Source organism: Pseudoalteromonas sp. 2CM32C (genome assembly GCF_023161925.1).
GTDB classification, from domain to species: domain Bacteria; phylum Pseudomonadota; class Gammaproteobacteria; order Enterobacterales; family Alteromonadaceae; genus Pseudoalteromonas; species Pseudoalteromonas marina.
In genome coordinates this window covers 473920-498807 of the sequence record NZ_JALNTI010000002.1, presented here as the reverse complement: position 1 = coordinate 498807, position 24888 = coordinate 473920, and the positions used below count along the sequence as shown (strand labels likewise).

At 37.2% G+C, this 24888-nt stretch carries 20 protein-coding genes; 8 read left to right on the top strand and 12 right to left on the bottom strand.

All coding sequences use genetic code 11. The features are described from left to right. Nucleotides 1-341: 341 nt before the first annotated feature. Nucleotides 342-1556 carry a hypothetical protein gene (locus MTF67_RS06105; RefSeq protein ID WP_006793243.1) on the top strand — a complete coding sequence of 405 codons (1215 nt, stop codon included), beginning with the start codon at nucleotides 342-344 and terminating at the stop codon, nucleotides 1554-1556. A 63-nt stretch (nucleotides 1557-1619) separates the two neighbouring features. Here the strand turns inward: MTF67_RS06105 and MTF67_RS06100 are convergent, their stop codons facing one another. Then, nucleotides 1620-2495: a DNA replication terminus site-binding protein gene (locus MTF67_RS06100; RefSeq protein ID WP_039037341.1), complete on the bottom strand. Its 876-nt coding sequence runs from the start codon at nucleotides 2493-2495 to the stop codon at nucleotides 1620-1622. A gap of 582 nt (nucleotides 2496-3077) precedes the next feature. Between MTF67_RS06100 and MTF67_RS06095 the strand changes: the two genes are divergently transcribed. Next, complete coding sequence (locus tag MTF67_RS06095; RefSeq protein WP_006793241.1) at nucleotides 3078-4427, top strand: 3-deoxy-7-phosphoheptulonate synthase class II; 1350 nt, start codon at nucleotides 3078-3080, stop codon at nucleotides 4425-4427. Nucleotides 4428-4492: 65 nt separating this feature from the next. On the opposite strand, the gene MTF67_RS06090 is transcribed toward MTF67_RS06095, so the two are convergent. After that, nucleotides 4493-5302, bottom strand: a complete 810-nt coding sequence (locus MTF67_RS06090; RefSeq protein WP_006793240.1) for a pyruvate, water dikinase regulatory protein — start codon at nucleotides 5300-5302, stop codon at nucleotides 4493-4495. A gap of 154 nt (nucleotides 5303-5456) precedes the next feature. Between MTF67_RS06090 and ppsA the strand changes: the two genes are divergently transcribed. Beyond that, nucleotides 5457-7829, top strand: a complete 2373-nt coding sequence (ppsA, locus tag MTF67_RS06085; RefSeq protein ID WP_248518998.1) for a phosphoenolpyruvate synthase — start codon at nucleotides 5457-5459, stop codon at nucleotides 7827-7829. A 63-nt stretch (nucleotides 7830-7892) separates the two neighbouring features. Here the strand turns inward: ppsA and MTF67_RS06080 are convergent, their stop codons facing one another. Beyond that, nucleotides 7893-8105, bottom strand: a complete 213-nt coding sequence (locus MTF67_RS06080; protein ID WP_008131796.1) for a PGPGW domain-containing protein — start codon at nucleotides 8103-8105, stop codon at nucleotides 7893-7895. Nucleotides 8106-8249: 144 nt separating this feature from the next. Between MTF67_RS06080 and MTF67_RS06075 the strand changes: the two genes are divergently transcribed. Next, nucleotides 8250-11297, top strand: a complete 3048-nt coding sequence (locus MTF67_RS06075; RefSeq protein ID WP_248518997.1) for an FAD-binding and (Fe-S)-binding domain-containing protein — start codon at nucleotides 8250-8252, stop codon at nucleotides 11295-11297. 53 nt (nucleotides 11298-11350) lie between these two features. On the opposite strand, the gene MTF67_RS06070 is transcribed toward MTF67_RS06075, so the two are convergent. Beyond that, nucleotides 11351-12547: a cation:proton antiporter gene (locus tag MTF67_RS06070; protein WP_248518996.1), complete on the bottom strand. Its 1197-nt coding sequence runs from the start codon at nucleotides 12545-12547 to the stop codon at nucleotides 11351-11353. Then, a complete protein-coding gene (locus tag MTF67_RS06065) occupies nucleotides 12547-13758 on the bottom strand; it encodes a site-specific integrase (protein WP_248518995.1) in 1212 nt (403 codons plus the stop codon). Before MTF67_RS06065 ends, MTF67_RS06070 begins: the two co-directional genes overlap by 1 nt. A 139-nt stretch (nucleotides 13759-13897) precedes the next feature. Between MTF67_RS06065 and MTF67_RS06060 the strand changes: the two genes are divergently transcribed. Further along, the gene (locus MTF67_RS06060) at nucleotides 13898-14461 is read left to right on the top strand and encodes a YSC84-related protein (RefSeq protein ID WP_006794784.1); all 564 of its coding nucleotides are present in this window, start codon (nucleotides 13898-13900) and stop codon (nucleotides 14459-14461) included. A 152-nt stretch (nucleotides 14462-14613) separates the two neighbouring features. Here MTF67_RS06060 and MTF67_RS06055 read toward each other — a convergent pair whose 3' ends face one another. From MTF67_RS06055 to MTF67_RS06035, 5 genes are all read right to left on the bottom strand, one after another. Further along, nucleotides 14614-15372, bottom strand: coding sequence for a hypothetical protein (locus MTF67_RS06055; RefSeq protein ID WP_248518994.1), 759 nt, complete (start codon nucleotides 15370-15372; stop codon nucleotides 14614-14616). Between the two features lie 259 nt (nucleotides 15373-15631). Continuing rightward, complete coding sequence (locus MTF67_RS06050) at nucleotides 15632-16663, bottom strand: patatin-like phospholipase family protein (RefSeq protein WP_248518993.1); 1032 nt, start codon at nucleotides 16661-16663, stop codon at nucleotides 15632-15634. A 139-nt stretch (nucleotides 16664-16802) separates the two neighbouring features. After that, nucleotides 16803-18209: an alanine/glycine:cation symporter family protein gene (locus MTF67_RS06045; RefSeq protein WP_006794782.1), complete on the bottom strand. Its 1407-nt coding sequence runs from the start codon at nucleotides 18207-18209 to the stop codon at nucleotides 16803-16805. Nucleotides 18210-18327: 118 nt separating this feature from the next. Continuing rightward, a complete protein-coding gene (locus MTF67_RS06040) occupies nucleotides 18328-19239 on the bottom strand; it encodes an arginine deiminase-related protein (protein WP_248518992.1) in 912 nt (303 codons plus the stop codon). Further along, nucleotides 19236-20306 (bottom strand): ornithine cyclodeaminase, encoded by a 1071-nt coding sequence (locus MTF67_RS06035; RefSeq protein ID WP_248518991.1) that lies wholly within the window; start codon nucleotides 20304-20306, stop codon nucleotides 19236-19238. The genes MTF67_RS06040 and MTF67_RS06035 overlap by 4 nt, the downstream gene beginning before the upstream one ends. A gap of 165 nt (nucleotides 20307-20471) precedes the next feature. Here MTF67_RS06035 and MTF67_RS06030 point away from each other — a divergent pair, with 165 nt between their 5' ends. From MTF67_RS06030 to MTF67_RS06020, 3 genes are all read left to right on the top strand, one after another. Next, a complete protein-coding gene (locus MTF67_RS06030) occupies nucleotides 20472-20903 on the top strand; it encodes an Lrp/AsnC family transcriptional regulator (RefSeq protein ID WP_010556171.1) in 432 nt (143 codons plus the stop codon). A gap of 75 nt (nucleotides 20904-20978) precedes the next feature. Next, on the top strand, nucleotides 20979-21689 hold the full coding sequence (locus MTF67_RS06025; RefSeq protein WP_248518990.1) for an AraC family transcriptional regulator: 711 nt from the start codon (nucleotides 20979-20981) through the stop codon (nucleotides 21687-21689). A 150-nt stretch (nucleotides 21690-21839) separates the two neighbouring features. Then, complete coding sequence (locus tag MTF67_RS06020) at nucleotides 21840-22703, top strand: EamA family transporter (RefSeq protein WP_248518989.1); 864 nt, start codon at nucleotides 21840-21842, stop codon at nucleotides 22701-22703. 66 nt (nucleotides 22704-22769) lie between these two features. Here MTF67_RS06020 and MTF67_RS06015 read toward each other — a convergent pair whose 3' ends face one another. Continuing rightward, the gene (locus tag MTF67_RS06015) at nucleotides 22770-23762 is read right to left on the bottom strand and encodes a patatin family protein (protein ID WP_006793500.1); all 993 of its coding nucleotides are present in this window, start codon (nucleotides 23760-23762) and stop codon (nucleotides 22770-22772) included. Between the two features lie 328 nt (nucleotides 23763-24090). Beyond that, a complete protein-coding gene (locus MTF67_RS06010; RefSeq protein WP_006793499.1) occupies nucleotides 24091-24834 on the bottom strand; it encodes a siderophore-interacting protein in 744 nt (247 codons plus the stop codon). Between the last annotated feature and the right edge of the window lie 54 nt (nucleotides 24835-24888).

Here is a 24888-nt window from a genome sequence, read left to right as displayed (position 1 = left end):
GTATAGATCTGATCTGTAGTAAGTACAGATCAGATCTATGCTAACTAACTAAGTCCTTATCCACAGGCTAGTATGAAAAAGAGCAAATTTGTCGTGCTTTGCAGTCTAAATTTAGCATAGCAGTGGACAAATTTATAACTGAGTTAGTAAAAATGAGATTTGAAATGCACGTGTTAGTATAATATTGATCTTAAATTAAAGAAAAATGCTAGTACTTAGTATAAAACTGATCTGAGTAGATTAATTAGAGCCAGATCACTTTTATACTAACTTAAACATTTAACTTTTTTTGTTTTATGTGTTGTTATTAGCTGTCGCAATAATAAATGGAAATAAGAACAATGAGCCGAAAGGTCAACATCTCGGTAGATAACTTGCCTGATACACTAAGAGGCCAAATTCACGGGGTGGAAAGTGCAATTGATAATGAAAGTTTAGCACTATTTACAGATAACAAAGATGTTCGCATTTCTATTGAGAATGCAGCTCATGGTTTACGTGCCTATTCAAATACATTTAATCATTACGATTTATGGGGACGTTTTGTTCGATCGGGTCATAAAAAACTTCCATTAGAAGAAGCGCCTAAAAAAACAATCATTACACGTAAAATATCAGAAAAAGTAGATGGTATTTTATACGATGGCGAGATAAAAATAACACCCGCCGTTGTTAGTACCCGCAAAGACGGTGAAGATATTGAATACCTAGTATGGCCATCAGATAGAGAAGAAAAAGTAGAACGAGCTCTTATCCGTTTAGCCTCAAAAGGTAAAATAGTAAAAATAAATTTTAAGTCCGGTATTCAATATGCCGTTGTTTTTTCGATGAACGAATTAGCACAAGAACTTAAAGCCGTTGGTCAGTCCATGCCATATCCTGCAATTAAAGAATCACTTGAAGCACTTCAAGGGTCAAAACTTTCATTTAAATACTCTGCAACAGATACTAAAAATTCAGATATTGATGATTCATTCTACGAGTCAAATATGAATTTTTTATCGTCTTTGCATTTTAGTGGGAAAAAAGGTCAGGGCGGTAATGTTAAATGTGTTGCCTGTTTAAATGCTTTCGTTCATAACATGATCGATAACTTAGAATATAAAGGTTATTATTTTAACAGTGCCCAAGAACTAAAGCGTGGTTTATCACGTTGGATGATGCTGCGTTTGTATCACTTATGGCGCTACGCGGCACCGGGTAAAACATATCATTTTAGATTACTTTCTATTATGGAAAAATATGGTTCGATATACTCAACCGACAACATAACAGAAAACAAATTAAAAGCATTACGTCGTGATATGACAACTACCATGAAAGACCTTATAGAAAAGGGTGCCATTTCAGAATACAGCATTACCAATGTTAAAGACGATAAGACCGGTAATATTATAGATTACACCTATGAAATGCATCCGTCAGATCAGTTTTGTGATGAAATACTTACATTGAATAAGCATAACAAACGTATAGAGATTCAAGGCGGTAAACGCATAGTTGAAAATGCCGTTTTAATAGATGAAGATAAAATAGAAGAAATAGTCGAAAAATAGTTTTTTATTTATCTTTGTTATACAAATACTAAAAGGCCACTAAATGTGGCCTTTTTAACATAATTAATTTGTTACTTGTTCAAGGTAAAGCCTATCAACCAGGAAATCATAATCTCGTTTTCGAGGATGACTATCTGGCTTTTCATAATCTGGTAAGGTTCCTATTTTAACATCGGGCTCTGGGTTTATTAATATAAATGGTAATGCAGCACTAACGTGGTAACGATTTTGTGCAGTGTATCTGATATTTACTTGAGGACTAACTCGAGTAGGGCGTCTTATTCTTAGTTTTTCCTTTTCACCTAAGCTAGCAATCCTCATTTGTTCTTGAGCGACTAGAGATTGCCACTTTTGCTGATCGATCATTCTTGGATTTGTATAACCTGCAGATTTACTCAACATTTCAAGAGCCATCTTTTTAGTGAGGGTTTTAGTTGCATGTTTGTGCATCCATGTAAATCTAACAGAAAAAGGAGATTCACTCTCACTGTGTATTTTTCTGTATGCAGCTAAAGTAATTAAATTTGGTACTGCATTATGAACAGCTTCAAAACGAGCGTCGTTGTTATCAATACTTAGAATACATTCCTTAAATGCTGCTTTAGCTTTATTAACCTGATTAATCCTATCATTGAGTGCCTGTTTATTAGCATTTTTTATAACTAACAAACCAGGGTGCCTTTTAAGTACTCGGCTACTTAACCCTGACTTTGTATACATATCAGTAAATGAATTAAGAATAGCTCGTAGAGCATTATCTCCTGTTAGTTTTGAAACGGGTATACTTTGCGGGACATTATTTTCTTCACTAGTAAGAACCTCAGGCAATTTATAGTATTCAGCTTTTGAGTATTCACATTGTTTGAGTTCATCAATTAACAATGAGGTAAGCTCACTCATTAAATCAAACTGACTTCTTATTTTTATTTTAGAGACCATCACACACCAAGAACACATCTTACTTTAACTAGGAATAATACTAATCTTTTGCTTTGATAGCTAGTTTTTAATAAATCCTTTGGTGTTGAGATTAACATTCATTGGAAAATAGTATGATGTGTTCTTTGCTATTTAACATATAAGCTATTCTTTATATTAGATATTATTAATGTTATGGGTGGGCTGCTTAAACTTGGTTGTGCTCCCTTAGCATATATAAATATAAATACAATCAACATGATTATAATTTTTAAAATTTAACTGTAAAGTTTAGATTACAATTGATATGAATTTAGTATGATGTGTTCCTTCTTATTCTGTATATAATATCTGGTATTAAGCTTAGTGTTCTCGAACTCTTTGAAATTAACATTTACAGGTGTAATCAATTGATAATAAATGGTTTTAATAATAGTTTGATTAAGCTAATTTATGAAATATACACATATGGAAAGTTGTTAATTGGTGTTTATAACTAGCCCATAACAAAATAATTAGTAAATAGTGAATTTAGTACTTGAACAGAGGTACGTGCATACGTTAATTTCAGTACATCAGGTAAAGTAGGAATGAGGAAAGAATATGCAATCGTGGAACCCAAATAGCTGGAGAGAGCTGCCAATACTGCAGCAGCCACAATACCCAGATCAAGACGTGTTAAAATCTGTTGAAGGCCAATTAAAAACTGCACCCCCATTAGTTTTTGCAGAAGAAACTCGTAGTTTATTTAAGCAACTTGAAGATGTATGTGAAGGCCGTGCATTTTTACTCCAAGGTGGAGACTGTGCAGAATCGTTTAGTGATTTTAATGCAGCAAACATTCGCGACACATTTAAAACAATTTTACAAATGGCTGTGGTTTTAACCTACGGCGGTAAATGCCCAGTTGTAAAAATTGCCCGTATGGCTGGACAGTATGCAAAACCCCGTTCTGCTGATTTAGAAACTATTGACGGTGTTTCACTTCCATCATACCGTGGCGACATAATTAACAACATAGACTTCACAGCTGAAGCCCGCATACCCGATCCGCAACGTTTAATGACGGCTTACCACCATAGTGCAGCTACATTAAACTTACTACGTGCATTTGCACAAGGTGGCCTTGCAGATTTACACCAGGTCAATCGCTGGAACATGGGGTTTGTAGCCGCCAATCCTCAAAAGCAAAAGTACCAACAGCTTGCTGATAAAATTCAAGATGCATTAGAGTTTATGGAAGTGTGCGGTATTAATTCTACTATAGCACCAAGCCTTAAAGAGACAGATCTCTACACATCTCACGAAGCATTGTTACTGGGCTATGAAGAAGCACTAACACGACGCGATCACTTATCAGGCGACTGGTATGACTGTTCAGCGCATTTTGTTTGGATCGGTGAACGTACACGTCAATTAGACCATGCACACATTGAGTTTTTTAAAGGAATTAAAAACCCAATTGGTGTAAAAGTAGGTCCTGGTATGGACCCAGATGAATTAATCCGCCTAATTGATGCATTAAATCCTGACAATATTCCAGGACGATTAACCTTAATTACACGCATGGGGGCAGATGTACTGCCAGAGAAATTACCAGCACTCGTACGTAAAGTACAACAAGAAGGGCGTAAGGTAATTTGGAGTTCAGACCCAATGCATGGCAATACTGAAAAAGCGACCTCTGGATACAAAACGCGTAATTTTGACAATATAATGCGCGAAATCAGCCAGTTTTTCTCTGTTCACAAAGCAGAAGGTTCGTATGCAGGTGGCGTTCATCTAGAAATGACAGGTCAGCACGTTACAGAGTGTACCGGCGGAGCATATGGTCTATCAGACGACGATTTAGCACAACGCTACAAAACACAGTGTGACCCACGTCTTAATGCAGACCAAGTATTAGAGCTAGGGTTTTTAGTTGCTGATTTATTAAAAGACGCACGTAAATAAAATTTCGAACATATAAAAAAAGCCGCTTAACAGCGGCTTTTTTGTGGCGTAAATATTTAACTAAGTTAGTACTTACGACGCTCTAAATCCGTATCCATTAATATTTTTGCAGAAATTTCTTCAACAGAATGGTGGGTTGAATTGAAGTAGGCAATTTTATGACGCTTGTAAAGCATTTCAACCTCACGTACTTCAATACGACACTGCCTTATAGATGCATATTTAGAGTTGGCCATTCGACGATGCCTAATTGCAGCAAGTCTCTCTGGGTCAATAGTTAAACCAAACAATTTATGTTTATAAGGTACTAAACATTTAGGCAAGCCTTCGCTTTCTAAATCTTCTTCGGTAATAGGGTAGTTTGCTGCTTTAATGCCATATTGCAACGCTAAATATAAGCTCGTTGGGGTTTTACCACTTCGGCTCACACCTATTAAAATAATATCAGCCTCGGAAAAGTTTTTGATATTGCCGCCGTCGTCATTCATTAAAGCATAATTCACCGCGTCTATTCTAAAGTCATAACTTTTTTCATGTATAGAGTGTGTACGATGCATTTTTGGTACAGGCGCCACCTGTAATTCTTTTTCAATTTTTTCGCTATACGTGGTCAAAAAATCATATGGGATAGCATCCGCTGACTTTATGATTTCGCTCAAACTATGATTAACAAATGTAAAAAACACAAAGGGCTTTTCACCCGTTTTCGCAGCTGTTGCATTTATTAAAGCTTTAATTTCGTGTGCTTTTTCTTCTGTTTCTACGAAAGGAATAGTTTTGTGATTAAAATCGATTGGAAACAAAGATAACGTTGCATGCCCAAACACTTCTGATGTAATTGCTGTTCCATCAGATATATAAAATGCAGTTCTCATAATTAACCTTTTTGTTACTTTTAATCCCTAAAATGGGTTACTCACGGTTTACGCGAGGACTGTTGCCAGTGTAGAATGAAGGTGGCCTTTATAAAAGGTTTTCTTTCTTAACTCTCACAGTTTCAACTACAATTTGTTTTTTGGAGAAAGACCCGTGCAAGAATACGTTCTCTGGTATCAAGAGCTTGGTATGCAAGATGTTCCTCGAGTTGGCGGTAAGAACGCCTCTCTTGGTGAAATGATCTCTAACCTAGCTAACGCTGGTGTACAAGTACCGGGTGGTTTCGCAACAACCGCCGATGCTTTTAATGAGTTTTTAGACCAATCAGGACTCAATGCCAAAATTCATGACATCTTAGATACTCTCGATGTTGATGATGTAAATACACTCGCCAAAGTAGGTGCCGATATCCGCCAGTGGATAATCGATACACCATTCCAACCAAATTTAGACCAAGCCATTCGCGATGCATACAGCCAACTTCATGGCGATACATCAGCTGATGTGTCATTTGCTGTACGTTCATCAGCAACCGCTGAAGATATGCCAGACGCATCTTTTGCAGGCCAACAAGAAACATTTTTAAATGTTGTTGGTATCGATTCGGTTATGGTTGCTATAAAGCATGTATTTGCATCTTTGTTTAACGACCGCGCAATTTCTTATCGTGTTCACCAAGGTTACGATCATCGTGGTGTTGCATTATCAGCAGGCATACAGCGTATGGTACGCTCTGATAAATCAGCATCTGGCGTTATGTTCAGTATCGACACTGAATCTGGCTTTGAAGATGTTGTATTTGTAACCTCGAGCTACGGTTTAGGTGAAATGGTTGTACAGGGTGCTGTTAACCCAGACGAATTTTATGTACATAAACCAACATTACTGAAAAATAAGCCATCTGTAGTACGTCGTAATATTGGCTCTAAAGCCATTCAAATGATTTATTCAAACGACAAAGCACATGGTAAACAAGTAGAAATAGTTGACGTAAACCCTGAACTTTCTAACAAATTTTCGATTACAGATGAAGAAGTACAAGACCTTGCCAAGCAAGCTGTAATCATTGAAAAGCATTACGGTCGTCCTATGGACATCGAATGGGCAAAAGACGGCAACGACGGCAAACTATATATAGTACAAGCTCGTCCAGAAACTGTGCGTTCAAACGAAGATACAAATGTAATGGAGCGTTTTCAGTTAAACGGTTCAAGTAACGTTGTTGTAGAAGGTCGTGCAATTGGTCATAAAATTGGTAGCGGTGTTGTTCGTGTTCTTGACTCGATTGATGAAATGGATCAAGTGCAAGTTGGTGATATTTTAGTCACCGACATGACCGACCCAGACTGGGAACCTATCATGAAGCGTGCAGCAGCGATTGTTACAAATCGTGGTGGCCGCACATGTCACGCAGCAATCATTGCCCGTGAACTGGGCATCCCTGCAGTTGTAGGATGTGGCAATGCAACCGACTTAATCAAAGCTGGTCAAGAAGTCACTGTATCATGTGCCGAAGGCGATACTGGTTTCATTTACGAAGGTATTTTAGATTTTGAAGTGCTTACTTCACGTGTTGACGAAATGCCAAACCTACCAATGAAAGTAATGATGAACGTGGGTAACCCGGACCGCGCATTCGACTTTGCACGTTTGCCGCACTCAGGTGTTGGCCTTGCACGTGTTGAATTCATCATCAACCGTATGATTGGCGTGCATCCAAAAGCATTATTAAATTTCGACGCACAAACAGATGCCCTTAAAGAAGAAATAACCGACATGATTGCTGGTTACGATTCACCAGTAGAGTTTTATATTTCAAAACTTGTTGAAGGTATTTCAACGCTAGGTTGTGCGTTTGCTCCCGAGCGAGTAATTGTTCGTATGTCTGATTTTAAATCAAACGAATACGCTAACTTAGTGGGCGGCCAACAATACGAACCTGAAGAAGAAAACCCAATGATTGGTTTTCGTGGTGCAGCACGTTATATATCTGAAGACTTCCGCGACTGTTTTGCACTAGAGTGTGAAGCAATCAAGCGTGTACGCAATACTATGGACATGACTAACATTGAGATCATGATTCCATTCGTACGTACACTTGAAGAAGGTAAACGCGTAATTGAATTACTAGAAGAGCATGGCCTAAAACGTGGCGAAAATGGTCTTAAAGTAATTATGATGTGTGAGCTGCCGTCAAATGCATTACTTGCCGAAGAGTTCTTAGAGCACTTTGACGGTTTTTCAATTGGATCTAACGATTTAACACAGTTAACACTAGGTTTAGACCGAGATTCTGGTTTAATTGCTCATTTGTTTGACGAGCGTGACCCAGCAATTAAAAAGCTTCTTTCTATGGCAATTCAAACAGCCAAAGCAAAAGGAAAATATGTAGGTATTTGTGGACAAGGTCCTTCAGATCACGAAGACTTTGCTGCATGGTTAGTTGACCAAGGTATAGACTCTGTATCATTAAACCCAGATACAGTAATCGAAACTTGGTTATACTTAGCTAAAAAATTAGCTTAGTAACCTGATATAGCTATGTAAAAGCCAGCATATATTGCTGGCTTTTTTGTTGGTCAATTTATTTTAACTGCGTGCTAATTTTTTATCTAAATACTGACACGATTTAGTCAGTGCTTTTTGGCAAAGGGTCAAATAATAACGCGCTTTTGGGTAATAAAACGAATAACACAATAAACCAGCCATAAAAAATATAAGTGATGGACCAGGTACAACCGCAAATATTAATCCTAATAAAATAAATAACGCACCCATGATCTGTAATACAATTTTTTTCATATAAATGACCTCTCATGTAGTTAACTTGATTATAATTACAGCAGCGCTTAAATCGACTAAAAGAGTGTTACAAACTGTAAATTCTTCAATTTCTATTAGCAATCAGCATGATATAATTAACCAAATGTCTAAAAGTATGCCGTTATGATCGCAACAATTACTCAGCAAGATGCCGCGTCAGACCTTGTCGCAAATTACCTAAATACATTACAAAAGCAAGGCTTTACCGGTGATACAGATGCAAGTTATGCAACACGTATTACCGCTTCAACCGATAACAGTATTTACCAGCAATTGCCTCAAGGTGTCATTTTTCCAAAAAATGAAAAAGACATTCAACTTGCTTTGCAAACTGCATCACGGGACCCTTTTTTATCATTAACATTTGGACCTCGCGGTGGTGGAACTGGCACTAATGGTCAGTCATTAACACCAGGTATCGTTGTTGATTTATCGCGCTACATGCGTGAAATTCTCGAAATTAATATCGAAGAAGGGTGGGTTCGGGTTCAAACTGGCGTAATAAAAGATCAGCTAAATGACTTTTTAAGGCCTTATGGATTTTTCTTTTCTCCCGACTTATCTACCAGTAATCGTGCAACTATAGGCGGTATGATCAGCACCGATGCTTCAGGGCAAGGTTCACTTGTTTACGGTAAAACAAGCGATCATGTTTTAGGCCTTACAACCTATTTAGTAGACGGTACACCAATGAGTACCGCTCCAATAAATGTCGAAAAAGCAAAAATAATTGCAGAGCAAGACACGCTAGTTGGCACAATATATAAAACTGTACTTAATATAGCCATCGATGAACGTGATGCTATTTTAAATAAGTTTCCTCGGTTAAATCGTTTTTTAACCGGCTATGACTTAGAGCACGTCCTAAGTGATGACTTACTTACTTTTGATATGAGCCGTTTAATAACAGGTTCAGAAGGTTCACTAGGTATTGTCACCGAGGCAAAATTAAACCTTACACCGATTGCCGAATTTAAAACACTTATAAATATTAAGTACGATAGCTTTGATTCAGCACTTCGACACTCTCCATTTTTGGTTGATGCCCGTGCAACTTCAGTTGAAACTGTCGATAGCAAAGTATTAAACCTTGCTCGCGAAGATATCATTTGGCATTCAGTATCGGACTTAATAACCGATGTGCCAAATAAAAATATGCAAGGGCTCAACATGGTTGAGTTTAATGCAGTATCACCCGATGATATAGAAGACAAAGTAGACACGCTTTGTAAATTATTAGATGAATGTGTAGCCAACCAAACCAATGGTGTAATAGGCTACCAGCTAACAAATGATAAAAGTGACATTTTAAAAATTTACGCAATGCGTAAAAAGTCAGTTGGTTTACTTGGAAATGTAAAAGGCAGCCAAAAGCCATTGGCCTTTGCAGAAGATACTGCAGTACCGCCTGAAAATTTAGCCGACTATATCGTTGAGTTTAGAGCCTTACTCGACAGTCATAATTTACAATATGGTATGTTTGGCCATGTTGATGCCGGTGTTTTACATGTAAGACCCGCACTGGATATGTGCGATCCTGAACAAGAAAAACTTTTACGTACCATTTCAGACGAAGTGGTTAAACTCACAGCTAAGTACGGCGGTTTAATGTGGGGCGAACATGGTAAAGGGTACCGCAGTGAATATGGACCTGAGTTTTTTGGTGAACATTTATTTACCCAACTGCGCATAATCAAAACAGCGTTCGACCCATACAACCGAATAAACCCAGGAAAAATATGCACACCTATCGATAGTGAAGACTCACTAGTTAGTGTTGATGGGCAGAAAAGATCGTGGTTCGACAAACAAATTTCCATCGACGTTAAAACGAGTTTTAACAACGCCATGACCTGTAACGGAAATGGTATTTGTTTTAATTATGATGAAAACTCGCCAATGTGTCCGTCGTATAAGGTAACCGGCGATCGCCGTAACTCACCAAAAGGGCGAGCCAGTTTAATGCGTGAATGGCTACGCCTTCAAGAATCTAAAAACATAGATCTACTGGGTGTAGAAAAAGAATTAAATAAAGGTGAAGTAATTACCTGGTGGGAAAGGTTTGTACATAGCCGCGAAAAAAAGAAAGGCCTTTACGATTTTTCACACGAAGTAAAAGCATCTATGGATGAATGTTTAGCCTGTAAAGCATGTACAACTGCTTGCCCTATTAAAGTGGATGTACCTACTTTTCGTGCCCGCTTTTTAAATTATTATCACAGTTATTATGCGCGACCACTCAAAGATTACTTAGTGGGTAACATTGAAAGTAGCGCGCCACTTATGGCTAAATTCGGTAAAATAATAAATCCAATTGTTAAAACAAAATTTGTTAGCAGCGTAATTAAAAGCACGGTGGGTTATGTTGATACACCACAACTGAGCATTCCGTCATTAGCAAAACGGATAAACAAAGCACAGCAATTTAATGTTGAATTTTTAAATAATTTAACCGCCGAACAACAAAGTGAATACGTTTTAATAGTTCAAGACCCGTTCACTAGCTTTTATGAAGCCGAACTAGTTGAAAGTTTTATAACCTTAATTGCTCAACTTGGTAAAAAACCAATGTTGTTACCCTTTAAACCCAATGGTAAACCGCAACATGTAAAAGGTTTTTTGCACGAATTTAAAGTAACTGCCAAAAATGCCGCAGAATTTTTAAATCAACTAAACGATATTAATGCGCCACTAGTGGGATTAGATGCGTCTTTGGTTATGTGTTATCGCGATGAATACAACACAATTTTAGAAAATAACCGCGGCGATTTTAACGTACAACTTGCTCACGAATGGTTAGAAACGCAATCTTTTAAAGGGCTAACTGCAAATAATAATAATGAAACTGAATTTACATTATTAAGTCACTGCACAGAAACTACATCTTTGCCAAAAGCAGCTAATGTTTGGAAAACTATATTTACTGATATCGGACTAACTTTAAATACAACTAATACCGGTTGCTGTGGTATGGCGGGTACTTACGGACATGAAGCACAAAATCAAGATAACTCACGCGCACTTTACGAAATGAGTTGGAAACCCATAGTTGAAAAAACTAAATCAGAGCAACTTTTGTCAACTGGATTTTCGTGTCGTAGCCAAGTAAAACGCTATGAAAAGTTTAAGCCTAAACATCCTATCGAATTACTTGCCCATGTACTAAGTTAAAATTTTTTAAATATATTTAAAAGGCGTAACTTAAATTTAGTTACGCCTTTTTTTTACTTTACATTTTTAAAACTATCAGCAATCGGTTTTGTACTAATGCCATGAATAAATACACTAAACAAAATTGTAGTCATGGCAATGCTCGCAATCTGAAATTTATTTTCTATTTGCTCATCAATCACCATAAGCGTAAATACAATTGAGGCCAATCCTCTTGGCCCAAACCATGCAAAAGTAAAACGCTCTTTTAAATTTAAAGATGTAAAAAGTAATGACAACATTACAGGTATAATTCTTATCAATGTAGTACTTAATAATGCATACGTTACTATTTCAAAATTTAATTTTGGCAAGACTAAATAAGCACATGCATAACCGAATAAGCACCAAATCATCAGAGACGTAAAGTCAGCAATATGTTCTGAATCTTCTATTAATTCAGTACGCACTGTTTTAGTTGAAAACTTATCAAACAGTAAACCCGCTACAAACACAGCAATAAAACCACTGCCATGCAAATATTGGGTAACAGAAAATACCGCCATTGCAAAACCTAATAACAAAAATGGGCTAGTGTTTTGAGCAAAGTAATGCCGCTTCATTGCAAAATTTAAACTCGGAATAAAAATCGAAATACTCGTTATAGCAACAAGTAATGCAATACCTAACTCTCTTGAAAATACACTCACTACATGATAGGTTGTAATTGCCGACTCAGGATTTTTTGCCAATAAAATAAATATTAAAAATACGGGTACACATAATCCATCATTTAATCCGCTTTCGGTATTGATACCTTCACGAATTTTTTCGGGCACTTCACTGCTTGATAGTAATCCTTTGCTAAGTGCTGCATCTGTTGGCGTTAAAATAATAGCAATTAATGCCGCTTGAATTAACGAAAGCTCAGCAAACAAAAATAAACCAACTGCAATTCCCAGTAATAATGTTAAGGGGAGGGCAACAAATAATAATAAGCCAGGATATTGAAAACTATGCCTTAATACACTTAGTTTAGATTTAGCCGCATCCGAAAATAAAAATATACTCAAAGTTAATTCTATAAACGGCAGTAATAAATCAACGCCCGCTTTTAACTCACCACCATTATTAGGCACTAAATTGGCTAATGTAATACCGCCAATAACAAAAAACATTGGGCCAGTTACTTCTGTTTTTTCTAGTTGGCGAAGCGTCAACGAATATATTAAAAACAAAGCGCCTATAAACGCTATCACTAAGTAGGTCATTAAATTTTCCTTTTAGCTCCAGATTTTGCTCGCTCTTTAATATTTGTTTGAATATAAATTTGATCGGTGGTAGCAATTTTTGCATGTCCTAAATCTTCAGATAAATGCTTAAGTGGCCGCGTTTGCGCATCGTGTGTTGCTCCCGTATGGCGCAGCCAATGGGCAGTTGCTGCACCTAATTGCTCAGCATCATCTTTAAAACCATCATCCAACAATGATTGTTGCGCATAATCAAAACTTTGTTGAACTAATCGCCTAATTTGCCTAACAGTCATACCACCTTGGCCTCTAATTTTATGAACCAGTGGCTCGGCTTCATCAACGCGGGGAAGGGCAGGCAGCCCTCGGTATAATCGGTAACGTTTTAAATATTCAACAAAATCATCACTTAACGTAACATCTCTTAGCTTGTTACCTTTTCCCATTATTCGTAAAAACCAAAAGCCGTCGTTATCTTGCCAAAAGTGAGACATAACCGGTGACCACTGAGGTCGCTCAGATAATTCAGAAATTCTTAAATATAATCCCTTTAAACACGCTAGGGTAAATAAGTTTCGTTCTAAATCTGGGTTTTGTTCACATAAATCGCGAGTCACTCCAAACACATACTCCCATTGTATATCGCTTAATGTGTCTGGGATCTGAATTTGAGATTGCACAACTAAATACGGGCTATTTTTTTTCACTACTGGTACAAAGTTAGCAAACGTTTTTTCTTCAAGTAATGAAAATTTATAAAATACATTAAGCGCTGTGAACATAGCCGACAATGTTTGTTGGCTAGCCGTAGATTCTTTAAGCATAAAAGGGCGCCAATTTTGATTTAATCGGCGAATCCCTTGCTCATCTTTATAACGCCACTGAACAGAAGTCGATGCCCACTTTTTATCGGGTTCAACCATAAAATCAACATAGGCTTCAATATCTTCACGTTTTAATTCGAATACTGACTTTTCGGCAATTAACCACGACCATAAATAAAATCGTTCAAGTTCGTTTCTAAATCGACTGTATGTTGCTTCTGATTTTCGGCCATAGACATATAAAAATTGATATAAAAATTTAAGATCCGATTCTGATTCAGTTACAGTCAAGGCAACTTGCTGTATAAAGGTTGCAAGTTCTGGGTATTCCGATTTAAGAGTACCGTCATCAAGATGAGCAATTTGATATCTTAATTGTTTTAACGTATCGACCAACGCAACAAGCATAGTATATAAATATTCAATTAAATAAGTTAGTTACAGAATAACCTTTAAGTCCGATACTGTCTAGTATTGGACATAGCAAATAACTGTTTATTTTAGACTATGCTTAAATGGCCATGCCAAACCTTATTAAGGAAAAGTTATGAAACAAGTTAGTATATTATTTTTACTTACACTCTCGTTAATACTCACAGGTTGTGCGACTACTGGTAGTGCATCTCCTAGTGAAAAACGTTCTTTAGTACAAAGTATGAAAAGTAACACACTCAGTAAACTTTATACTAAAAAGCCAGATGTTAAAACGCAAATAGCAAACTCTGCTGGTTATGCTGTTTTTGATAACGCGAATGTTAACGTTATTCTTGCTAGTTTTGGTGGTGGTTATGGCGTAGTAAAAAATAACCTAACAGGTAAATCTACTTACATGAACATGGGTGAAGCTGGTTTAGGGTTAGGTTTAGGCGTTAAAGATTTTAATGTAGTTATGGTTTTTCATACTCAAGCAGCAGTAAATAGATTTATTGAACACGGTTGGGCATTTGGTGGGAACGCAGATGCTGCAGCAAAATACGAAGATAAAGGTGGAGCATTGGTGGCCGAAGCCATTGCAGACCAAGTTACTGTCTATTCTGTAACCGAAAATGGACTTGCTCTACAAGCTGTTCTAAAAGGAACTAAATTTTGGGTAGATTCTGAGCTAAATTAACCGTTAATAACTCTCCTAAAAGCGGGCTGATTTATATAATCACGCTCGCTTTATTATTAACATCACAATTTAACATAACGTAATTTATGGGTTGTTCTATAATTCCTAAATGATGGACCATATCATGTAAAACTTCTTAAAAATCATTAGTATTATTTTGTTTCAAGTTTTTTAAATATTTCTGGGATCATTCTTTCACTAAAACCTCCCAAAACTGAAAGTATAGTTAAACTATAAATATTGTCATTCGAAAAACTAAGCGCTAATCCAGACTTTGATATTATATAAATTAATCCTCCTGCAATACTTCCCATTATTGCAGTAAATAATGCTTGAAGAATTATATATTTATTATCTAACATTGTGTCCAGTATTACTTTATCGTTTCTTTGCATTACAGAGAATAGCGAACCAATGCAACCACATGAAATGCACATGAATATTGCTTTTAGGTTTAGGTCTGTAAAAAAATACAAACTGGTACTTAAGGAGCTTATAAGAAATGTGAATAAAACCGAATAAAGTATAAAAATACATTTAATATGAAAATGTGTTTTTAAATTTTTAATTCTTTCCTCAATCTGTAAATATGCATTATCACAGTCACTGATAGTTTGAGAGTTAAGTGCGGTAAAAAAAACATTGCATAAACTTACTTTTATATTACTAGCGACTCGATCTGGCAAATCATTAGGTATTATTTCTCGCAATTCATGAAACTTAACAGCCGCTCTATCGACAATATCACCATTTTTATAGTTATATTCCCAAGAAATTTCTCCATTGCTAGTTTCAAAAACAATAGAGTTTGGTGCTGAGCAAAATATCCTTTTTATAACATCACCAGATAATGAATTATCACCATGCTTGTAGTTCGTTTTATCCGTTATAGTTTTAATTGTAGGTTCCATTAATTTCCTTTAACCGCTATCCATTACTCGTGCATATTACTCTATATCAAAGTTTTTATATTTTTAACCTATAAAATCACATTGTCATTATTATATACTGAATATTTACAAATGAAATTGTAATACCTGAAATTATACTTTTCATTAACCCTTACTAAATTAACTAACTTTACAAGTAGTCTTGATTTAAAACACCAACAAGTAATTTTGTTTCGTTCATAAGTTTAAGTGGTTATTAATGTAAATCTGTTACATATGTTTAAATAGAAATCTCAGCATTTAATTTCTTATCAAATACTTCAGCCAATTTTTCAGTTTCACTAAACACGGTGTTCCAATATTTAATACGCGTGTCGGCATCAAGATCGGTAAAGTCGTTTCTGTCTGGGATTTTTCCGTAAGGTAAGCCGGCTACAAATTCTTTTGATGGGGTGATCATTACCACGTTGTCGTAATTTTGTGATGCTACTTTGCGTTTTAAGTTTTTATCAAACCACCCTGCTTTTGGGTCGCTGTTAAAATGTGGATATAAAATTAAGCCAGGGTTATTAATTTTTACATCAAAGTGGTAATCAATTATTCCGCCATCGCGATACATACCTTGTGGCGAGCCTGCAATATTTTTTATACCTTGCATAACAAGCGGTATAGAGCCGGATGCAAGTAAGGCATCTTTTAAATTTGTTTGGTTAAGTGCTATATTTTGCGTTTTAAAATTATAACTGTCGGTTATTGATAAATTACTATTTGGCGCGCCAAAAATAAAACGCTCGTATTGCGAGCCTAATAATTTTCGGTTTACGCGGTTTAGCATGTAACTTTTTGATAAACCTAAAAGCTGAATTAATTTATTTTCGCTGGCAATAAAGCCATTAGATTTAGCGACTATAAAATGTGCTTTAAATACGGGGTTATTTATTATTTCGGTCACGCCATTATCGCCAAATACATCTTCAAGTAATGCGCGGGCTTTAATTGTAATTTCAGCAGGTGTTGGTTTATTACTTGAATAACGCGTTTGCGAATACGATGTTGCTAAACGCTCAATGGCGGCAACCGGGTCGTTTTGTGCAAAACACGCAGAGCGAAATGCGCCAGCTGATGAGCCAATTAAATTAAGCGGTTGGGTTCGGTTTTTAAAAAATTCACCAAAAATATATTTGTCTAATCCAAATAAAGTAAACCATTTAGGCCCACCACTTGCGCCTAAAAATGAAGTAAATAGCTCAGGCTTAAAGCCTTGCTCGTTTATTATTTTTGCTGCGTTCTTCCCTGCGACAATGTCGATCATGTCTGTATTTTTACCTTTTATATATGTATTTTAAACTCTTTAACGCGCTACAAATGTGAATAATTATGCAAAATTAAAAAGCGGTTTTATGCTGCCATAAAACCGCTATTTGTAGTTAAAGTTAGCTAAAATACATGAATTAATCCCAAATGCCGTCTTCGCATTTTCCCTGAACTTTTACATCTTTTACTTTAAATTCGGGTTCTATACCTTTGTCTCTTTGCGTGTGGTAATCGTGCGTTACAGACAAAATAGTAGGCGTTAACAGTATGATAGCGATTACGTTAACGACTGTCATTAACCCTAACGCAATATCCGCTAAATCCCATACTTCTTTTAATGTAGCCGATGCGCCCCACAACATCATTGATAAATATAGTAAGGTGTAAATACCACGCCCTACTTTGTTATCAAGCTTAAATAGATGTAAGTTACTTTCAGCGTAGGCGTAGTTAGCTACCACCGAAGTAAAGGCAAATAACGTAATGGCTGCAGCTACAAAGTATACGCCACCTTGCGCCAAATGCGCGGTCATAGCGCTTTGCGTTAAACGTATGCCTTCCATTTCGCCGCTTATGTCTATATCAGCTAATAAAATAACAACGGCTGTACAACTACACAGTACGATTGTATCGAAAAACACACCAAGCATTTGTATGTAGCCCTGTGTTACAGGGTGATTAGGAATAGGGCTAGCACTTGCACTGGCATGCGGAACACTCCCTGCGCCCGCTTCGTTAGAATATAAACCGCGTTGAATACCATTTTTAATGGCAGCCCCCATCGCACCTGCGCCCGCTTCTTGTAATCCAAAGGCTGACAAAAATATATCTTTGAGCATGGCCGGTACTTGAGTAAAGTTTATAACGGTAATAATAACGGCGGCTAATACAAAAATAATGCCCATAATGGGCACTACGCGCTCGGCAAACCGGGCAATAGCTTTAAAGCCGCCTAATATAATTGAGCCTGCAAGGACTGTAATAACAATACCGGAGTAAAACGTGGGTACTTCAAATGCGTAGTTTAGGGCATCAGTAATCGTATTGGTTTGCATTGCGCTAAAAGTAAACCCGTACCCTAAAAATAAGCACGCGGCAAATACAATTGCAAAGGCACGGCTTCCCAGTCCTTGTTGAATATAATACGCAGGGCCACCTCTAAATTCGCCGTTACTATCGCGAATTTTATACACTTGGCCTAATATACTTTCTGCAAATCCGGTTGCCATGCCCAATATAGCAATGACCCACATCCAAAATATTGCACCACTGCCACCAAGCGATATAGCGACTGCAACACCGGCTAAATTACCAGTACCTACCCGAGCACAAAGCCCTGTACACAATGCCTGAAATGACGAAATATCGTTTTTATTACATTTACTGCTGCCTTTTAATAGGCTAAACATATGCTTAAATTTAACTATTTGAATTGCTTTTAAACGCACAGAAAACCATACGCCGGTGAAAAGTAAAATATAAATGAGTACCTGACCTTCTCCCCACAAAAGGTTATTCACACTTTTTACTACCGTATCGAACATTGCGGATTCCTTATTATATTTTTATAGTTATGCGCTTTAACATAGGCATTTTAAAATGTACTGGCAACGCTTAATATTTTATACGTAATAAAGGCAACCATGTTGCCTTTAGCTTTTGTTATTTGCTTTGTAAATGTACCCCTGCAATCATACATCTTACTGAACCACCAGCAGATTCAATGGTAGGTATGGGCAAAGGGACCAGTTTAGCCGTTTTTTGTATTGCAATAATTTGCTCGGCTGTTAGCGCATCATAAGCTGTTTGTGACAGCGCTAAAATTCGCCCATTTTTACCTTGTAATTCAATGGCATTCCCGCAAAAGTTATTTATTTGCTCAACCGACAAATCAATTACTTCGTGATGGCTTTGTAAAAAATGCCCTACCAGCTCACTGCGTTGGTCTTCAGGCACCATATTTAAGCCAATCATTACAAACTTGCTAGCCACACACATTAGTACATTAGTGTGATACACCGCTATACCTTGCTCGTCAGTTGCGTTAAACACAACCGGCTTAAACGAAAGTAAATTACACACCGTATTAACGACCGACCTTGTTGTGCGTTTAGATTCTACCGCGTAGGCAAGTTTATATTGGTGATCGAGCACCAGTGATCCGGTACCTTCCAAAAATGAATTTTCTTTCGCTAAATGCGCATAATCAGTCACTACCGCCACTTTATAGTGATCCGTTAAAAAATCAATTATATCTTTACGATATTCTAATCTTCTGTTTTCAACAAACATTGGGTAAATAATTAATTGCCCATTTTGATGGGTAGAAAACCAGTTGTTTGGAAAAACCGAGTCGGGTGTGTGTGTTTGCTCATCTTCAAATAAATGAACGGTTACACCTTCGCTTTGTAGTAACTCAACCGCGTGGGTCACCTCTTTAAATGCTTGCTCGCTTTCATTTTTTACTTCACACTCGCTTTGAAATGCATTGTCGAGCATGGTTTGTGGATTAGAAGTAAAGTGATGCGGACGAACCATAACAACCGCGCTCGGTGCTTGTTGTGTTAGGCTCATGCTGCACTCTCTTTATCTTTATGCGGTATTTCAAGAACTGAAAATAAATTGCGCGGGTCGCCTTGCTGAGTGATCAGGTCAAGTATTTCGTATTCTCCTGACTTAATAAGCTGCTCGCGAATATACACTAACGCGCTAAAGTCTTCGCTTGCAAAGCCTACACCGTCAAAAATAGTAAGCTCTTTTTCGCATGTACGACCAAGGTGCTGTTTATTAATTACTTTATGAAATTCGGTTACAGCAAAACACCTGCTCATTTGTTGAATTTCGCCCTCTACTCTAGTTTGTGGTTCGTACTCTACAAATACATTAGCACGCTCCAACAACGCTGAATCAAGCTCAGTTTTTCCAGGGCAATCGCCACCAATCGCATTAATATGAACACCTTGTGGGATCATATCGTTTGTTAAAATGGTTGCGTTGGTTTTATCGGCCGTGCATGTGGTAATTATGTGCGCGCCCTTTATTGCTTCCTCTACACTTTTACAGATAGTCACGGTTAAGCCTTTATTGCTTAAGTTATTAAATGCTTTTTGAGAAGCTGCTTCGTCTATATCGTATAAACGAATGTGTGTAATACCTAATACCGCTTTAAATGCTAAAGCCTGAAATTCTGACTGAGCCCCATTACCAATCAGAGTTAAGGTTGTTGAGTTTTTTGGTGCTAAATAAGTAGCCACCAGCGCTGATGTTGCAGCAGTGCGTAGTGCGGTTAATAGGCACATTTCGCTAATCATTGCTGGGTAGCCGCTATCAACATCTGACAAAATACCAAATGCCGCAACCGTTTGAAGTTCCTTAAACGTGTTTTTTGGATGGCCATTGACATATTTACAACTAAACATTTTTCCATCACTTACCGGCATAAGCTCTATTACACCATCCGGAGAGTGAGCTGCATAACGCGGCGATTTATCAAACTCATGCCACCGAGCAAAATCCTGTTTTAACGTGTTAGTTAGGCTAACTAATACGTTTTCTATTCCTAATGTATTTATTAGCTTAGCCATAGCTTGAACACTTACAAATGGAACGCCTTGTTTTGGCTCTGCTATAAAATGACTCATGACTACCTCTGTAATAATAATATGAACTAATTAAAATAAGTTTATCGACTACAGATGCCATTTAATATGGCAATACTTTATACAAATAGTAGTAATTTTTATCAATTTGCTATGCATAAATGTAAAGTTTTAGTATTTTGTATGAAATTAATTAGAGGTAAGCGAATGATCCCTTACATTTACGACTCATTAGATAACGCCTTAATAGCCGAATTAAGAAAAGATGGCCGTGCTTCTATTTCAGCCCTAGCCGATGTTTTAAAGGTGTCGCGCGGTACAGTACAAAATCGTTTAGACCGTTTAGTTTCATCGGGCGCGATATTAGGCTTTACCGTGCGTGTACACGAACACATAGAAACCGAAGCTGTAAGAGCAATAATGATGGTGGAAGTGGTGGGTAAATCTACATCGCAGGTAATTAAAACTCTGCGGGGCATACCAGAGCTCACTAAATTGCATACCACTAACGGCGCTTGGGATTTAGTAGCAGAAATACAGGCGGCAAATTTAGGTGAGTTTGATGGCGTACTCAGGCAAGTGCGCGAAATAGAAGGCATTTTAAATAGCGAAACCAGTATATTATTGTCATCTACTTAGGTTTTATTAACGCTATGTTTTACTTAAAGTATTTAAGGCAATACTCGATTTATTTATTAGGTAATGGAGTAGGCAATGAATAAGCTTTCTATTCGGTATTATTCGCAAGATATAAAGTGCCACCAGCATAATTACCATCAACTTGTTTTACCCTTACACGGTGAAATTTTCATAACGTTAAATAATGACTTTAAAACAACGGTGAGTACGGGCAGTTGTATCGTTATAGAGAAAAACGTAGTGCATGCTTTTACAGCCGATGAAGCCGCGCGTTTTATTGTGGCAGATTTAGACGCGCTTCCTGATAACCTTGTTAACCTTTTATGCCCTAAAATCCCAATAGATAGCCGTTTATTAAGTTACTTACAGTTTATAGAGCAGCAACTGCTCGTTGTTAACGATGAAAAGCTTACTAATTCAACTTTTGATTTATTTTACTTATTACTTTGTGAGCAAAGCAGCCACAGTAATATTGATAAGCGAATAGATAATGTAATAACCATTGTTAAGCAAAATTTAGCCTACCCCTACACGTTAAAAGAGCTGGCCGATATAGCCTGTTTAAGCGTTACGCAATTTAAAACTGTGTTTAAAAAAAGTACCACTATGAGTGCACTGCAATATTTAACTATGTTGAGAATGCAGCACGCTCGCGCCCTTTTAACCCATTCAGACTTACCGATTGCTTTAGTAGGCGAGCGCATTGGTTATAGCGATGCCTCTGCGTTTAGCCGCCGGTTTAATTTATACTTTGGACAGCCACCTAAGGCGTTTGCAAAGCAGTAATATAGATAACCTAAACACGAGATAATAAAGCAAGCTCAAGCAGAGCGTAGGTTAAATAGCGTCAGAGCAAACAATAACACCGTCTTTTTAGCACATTTTTAAAAGCCTATATTGATACACTCAGTACATAGTATTTACGGAGGGTAATTAATGGCAACACACATAGGGTTTTTAGCAATATTTTCGTGGGGGCTTTTAGCATTACTAGGTAATTTAACCAAAGCGATCCCGGCTTTTCAGTTACTTTTTATGTGCTTTGCACTCTCTTTTATTATTTTATTAGTAAAACGTTTTGCTACAAAACAGCCATTATTAACCCCTCCAAAGCTTTCTAAAAAACAAATTGTAATAGGTGTTACCGGCTTATTTGGTTTTCACTTTTGTTATTTTATGGCTTTAAAATACGGCCCTTTAATAGAGGTAAGCTTAATTGTGTACCTTTGGCCATTATTACTGGGTGTATTTGTGGCTACCCCTGGGTCTAAATTTAAAGCAATATTGGGCGGATTACTGGGATTTTTAGGCACGCTTAGTTTAATTACCGATGGCAGTGGGTTATCTATCAATAGTGAGTATTACTTAGGGTATTTTTTTGCAGGTTGCTGCGCAGTATTGTGGTCTAGTTATTCTTATTTAATGTCGCAATTTAATAGCCATGTAGATGACATAGGCTGGCTTTCACTTATTGTGGCTGTGCTTGCCCTTTGTGCACATTTTTATTTTGAAACAACCGTTACTAGTTTGTCTGTTTCACAATGGCTAGGCGCTATTTTATTAGGATTAGGCCCAGTGGGAGGTGCATTTTATTTATGGGATCATGGTTTAAAATTTGGTAACCGCTCTCTATTAGCCTCGTTAAGTTTTTTAACGCCGGTGCTTTCTACTTTTATTTTAATACTCGCCTCGCAGGCTCCCTTTAGTTGGTCAGTATTTATTGCTTTAGCACTTATTTTATTAGGCGCGGCAATTAGCAATAAAAAGCCATCGATAAATCTAAAAAAAGCATCGCTTTAATTTTGCCAAGGCACTTTACTAAGGCTTAAACTTAAGTGGTAATTTAAGTTTAAGCCTTAATCACAGCTACATGGCGTAGCTGTGTGCGTAATCTACAATACGTGCATTTTGGCTTTTTAAGTATTCACGGCCTGCTTTTACACCAAGCTTATGATCTTTACGTAGATCGTCGTTTGTACTGCCTAATAATTTGCTGTGCAGTGTTTCGTCTGCAAAAATTTGTATAATTTCTACATCACTTGGCGGGTTTGCCATAAAGTTTAGCTCGTCTAAGTAAGCTTGTTCGTGCTGAATTAGGTAGTCGAGTGTTTTTGGGCAGTAACCGGCAGCTGTAGCAAGCGATCTAAGCTTTTGAACCCATGCAGATTGCGCTTGAAAATCAGCATCTACCGTTCTAATAACCACAATTTTACGTGCCCCACGGTTATACGCTTCGCGTACTGGTAATGGTGCTGCTAGCCCACCATCAAGAAAAAAATCTTCTTGGGCTTTGTTTATTTGCGTGGTTTCGTTAGCTGCTTGCGCATTTAACCAAGGCGTTAATTTAACACCTTGTTTGTATAAAAATGGTAAAGCACTTGACGCTTTTAATAGCTCTCTCCATTGATGCTCTTCACCCGTTGGTGATAAGTAATACGCTTTTCTGTCTCGTGCGTTTGTAGCAGTAATAAGTAACTCACGTTCACCTAAAGACGTTTTAGCTGTTTTAAAGTCAATCGCTCTATTTACTTCTTTTGTTTTATCAAAGTACCAGTCTAAATCAACAATGTGTTTTCCCATTAGGCCGCGACCTAGCTGAAAAAAACGTTTATTACGAGACAGCCCTCTAATTAGGCGTTTAGCGTAACCTTTTTGACGTGCTAAGTAACTTGTTAAGTTTTGTGAACCTGCCGACGTGCCAATAAATAAATCGAATGGGTCGTAGTTTTGCTCTAACCACGCATCAAGCACACCTGCGGTGAAAATCCCTCGCTGCCCGCCACCTTCAGCAATTAACGCAACCTTAGGCTGTGCTATTTTAGTTACTGAAGAAGCTATTGCGCTGTTTAGAGAGTTCACGGTGTACCTGCCTTTAATTTAATAATGTTTGTTTCAATGAATACATTTTATAGAATTAAAGCAATGCCTTAAAATTGATTGTTTAAATCAGTTTGATTGATAAAATAGAACGAAAAACTATCCATTAGTACACTTAGCTAATAATGATCAATGCGTTTTCCTGATTTTAAATATTTAGGCATCACATCAATTAATTTAAATTGTAAATTACTGATTGATGCCACTACTTTAGCAAGCCTTAGGTGTACGCTTGCTTAACTAAAATAAAAATGAGTGTTGACGAGTGTATTAAATAGCTAAGTAACCTATTTTACTTAGCTATAAAGAATTAAGCCGTTTGTTTATTAGCTTGGCGCTCTAACTTGTAGTTTTCTGAATTTAAGCCTTTTTTCCAGTAACCTGATGCCACTATGTTGCCCCTTGGTATTGAATGCGTGTTAGTTAATGCTGCTTTAAGATCTCGCACTAGCCCAGCTTCAAGTGCCATAAATACAATAGGTGGCTGTTCATAATGCTGTAGTGTGGTTAATGCATTAGCCATCTCAACCTCTGGCGTTGTAGTTATTAACCAAGTGACCTGGCGCGTTGAATCTAAGCTGATTATATCCGCATCAGTCGGGGCATGAATAAACGCGTCAATTTTGGCGTTTATTGGCAATTGCTTAATGTAGCCTTTTATAGCGTTTACTGAGGTCAAATCGCCCATCAATATATAACGAGGGTGGGTAAAATTATCTAGCTTTTTAGGACCGGGGCCTGCAATAGCCAGTTCATCACCTACTTTAGCGGCTTTAGCCCAGTTAGTTGCAGGGCCTTGGTGCATATTAATAACAAAATCGAGCGTAATTGCACCATTACTTTTATTTACATTTTGTATTGTGTACGAACGCATACACGCCGTTTTTAAATTGAAGTCGGCCACACCGTTTTTTGGAATAAGCACTTTTACATAACTGCCAATGTGATCGGAAGTTAAATCTGTAAACTCTTCAGAGCCTAAAACTATACGTTGTAAATGCGGGGTTATTTGCTGTGTGCTTAATACTGTTGCTTTGCGTACTTTTTTTGCCATATAAATTAACCTCATTGATTAAAAATCACTGCTTTATAAAGCAGACATTGCACA

Excerpts from the sequence above, each read along its gene's own strand:
- MTF67_RS06065 (WP_248518995.1), bottom strand. The coding sequence starts at position 13,758 with ATGCTTGTTGCGTTGGTCGATACGTTAAAACAATTAAGATATCAAATT.
- MTF67_RS06075 (WP_248518997.1), top strand. The coding sequence starts at position 8,250 with ATGATCGCAACAATTACTCAGCAAGATGCCGCGTCAGACCTTGTCGCA.
- MTF67_RS06105 (WP_006793243.1), top strand. The coding sequence starts at position 342 with ATGAGCCGAAAGGTCAACATCTCGGTAGATAACTTGCCTGATACACTA.
- MTF67_RS06090 (WP_006793240.1), bottom strand. The coding sequence starts at position 5,302 with ATGAGAACTGCATTTTATATATCTGATGGAACAGCAATTACATCAGAA.
- MTF67_RS06080 (WP_008131796.1), bottom strand. The coding sequence starts at position 8,105 with ATGAAAAAAATTGTATTACAGATCATGGGTGCGTTATTTATTTTATTA.
- MTF67_RS06095 (WP_006793241.1), top strand. The coding sequence starts at position 3,078 with ATGCAATCGTGGAACCCAAATAGCTGGAGAGAGCTGCCAATACTGCAG.
- MTF67_RS06035 (WP_248518991.1), bottom strand. The coding sequence starts at position 20,306 with ATGAGTCATTTTATAGCAGAGCCAAAACAAGGCGTTCCATTTGTAAGT.
- MTF67_RS06010 (WP_006793499.1), bottom strand. The coding sequence starts at position 24,834 with ATGGCAAAAAAAGTACGCAAAGCAACAGTATTAAGCACACAGCAAATA.
- MTF67_RS06055 (WP_248518994.1), bottom strand. The coding sequence starts at position 15,372 with ATGGAACCTACAATTAAAACTATAACGGATAAAACGAACTACAAGCAT.
- MTF67_RS06025 (WP_248518990.1), top strand. The coding sequence starts at position 20,979 with ATGAATAAGCTTTCTATTCGGTATTATTCGCAAGATATAAAGTGCCAC.
- MTF67_RS06030 (WP_010556171.1), top strand. The coding sequence starts at position 20,472 with ATGATCCCTTACATTTACGACTCATTAGATAACGCCTTAATAGCCGAA.
- MTF67_RS06020 (WP_248518989.1), top strand. The coding sequence starts at position 21,840 with ATGGCAACACACATAGGGTTTTTAGCAATATTTTCGTGGGGGCTTTTA.
- MTF67_RS06070 (WP_248518996.1), bottom strand. The coding sequence starts at position 12,547 with ATGACCTACTTAGTGATAGCGTTTATAGGCGCTTTGTTTTTAATATAT.
- MTF67_RS06060 (WP_006794784.1), top strand. The coding sequence starts at position 13,898 with ATGAAACAAGTTAGTATATTATTTTTACTTACACTCTCGTTAATACTC.
- MTF67_RS06050 (WP_248518993.1), bottom strand. The coding sequence starts at position 16,663 with ATGATCGACATTGTCGCAGGGAAGAACGCAGCAAAAATAATAAACGAG.
- MTF67_RS06040 (WP_248518992.1), bottom strand. The coding sequence starts at position 19,239 with ATGAGCCTAACACAACAAGCACCGAGCGCGGTTGTTATGGTTCGTCCG.
- MTF67_RS06100 (WP_039037341.1), bottom strand. The coding sequence starts at position 2,495 with ATGGTCTCTAAAATAAAAATAAGAAGTCAGTTTGATTTAATGAGTGAG.
- MTF67_RS06045 (WP_006794782.1), bottom strand. The coding sequence starts at position 18,209 with ATGTTCGATACGGTAGTAAAAAGTGTGAATAACCTTTTGTGGGGAGAA.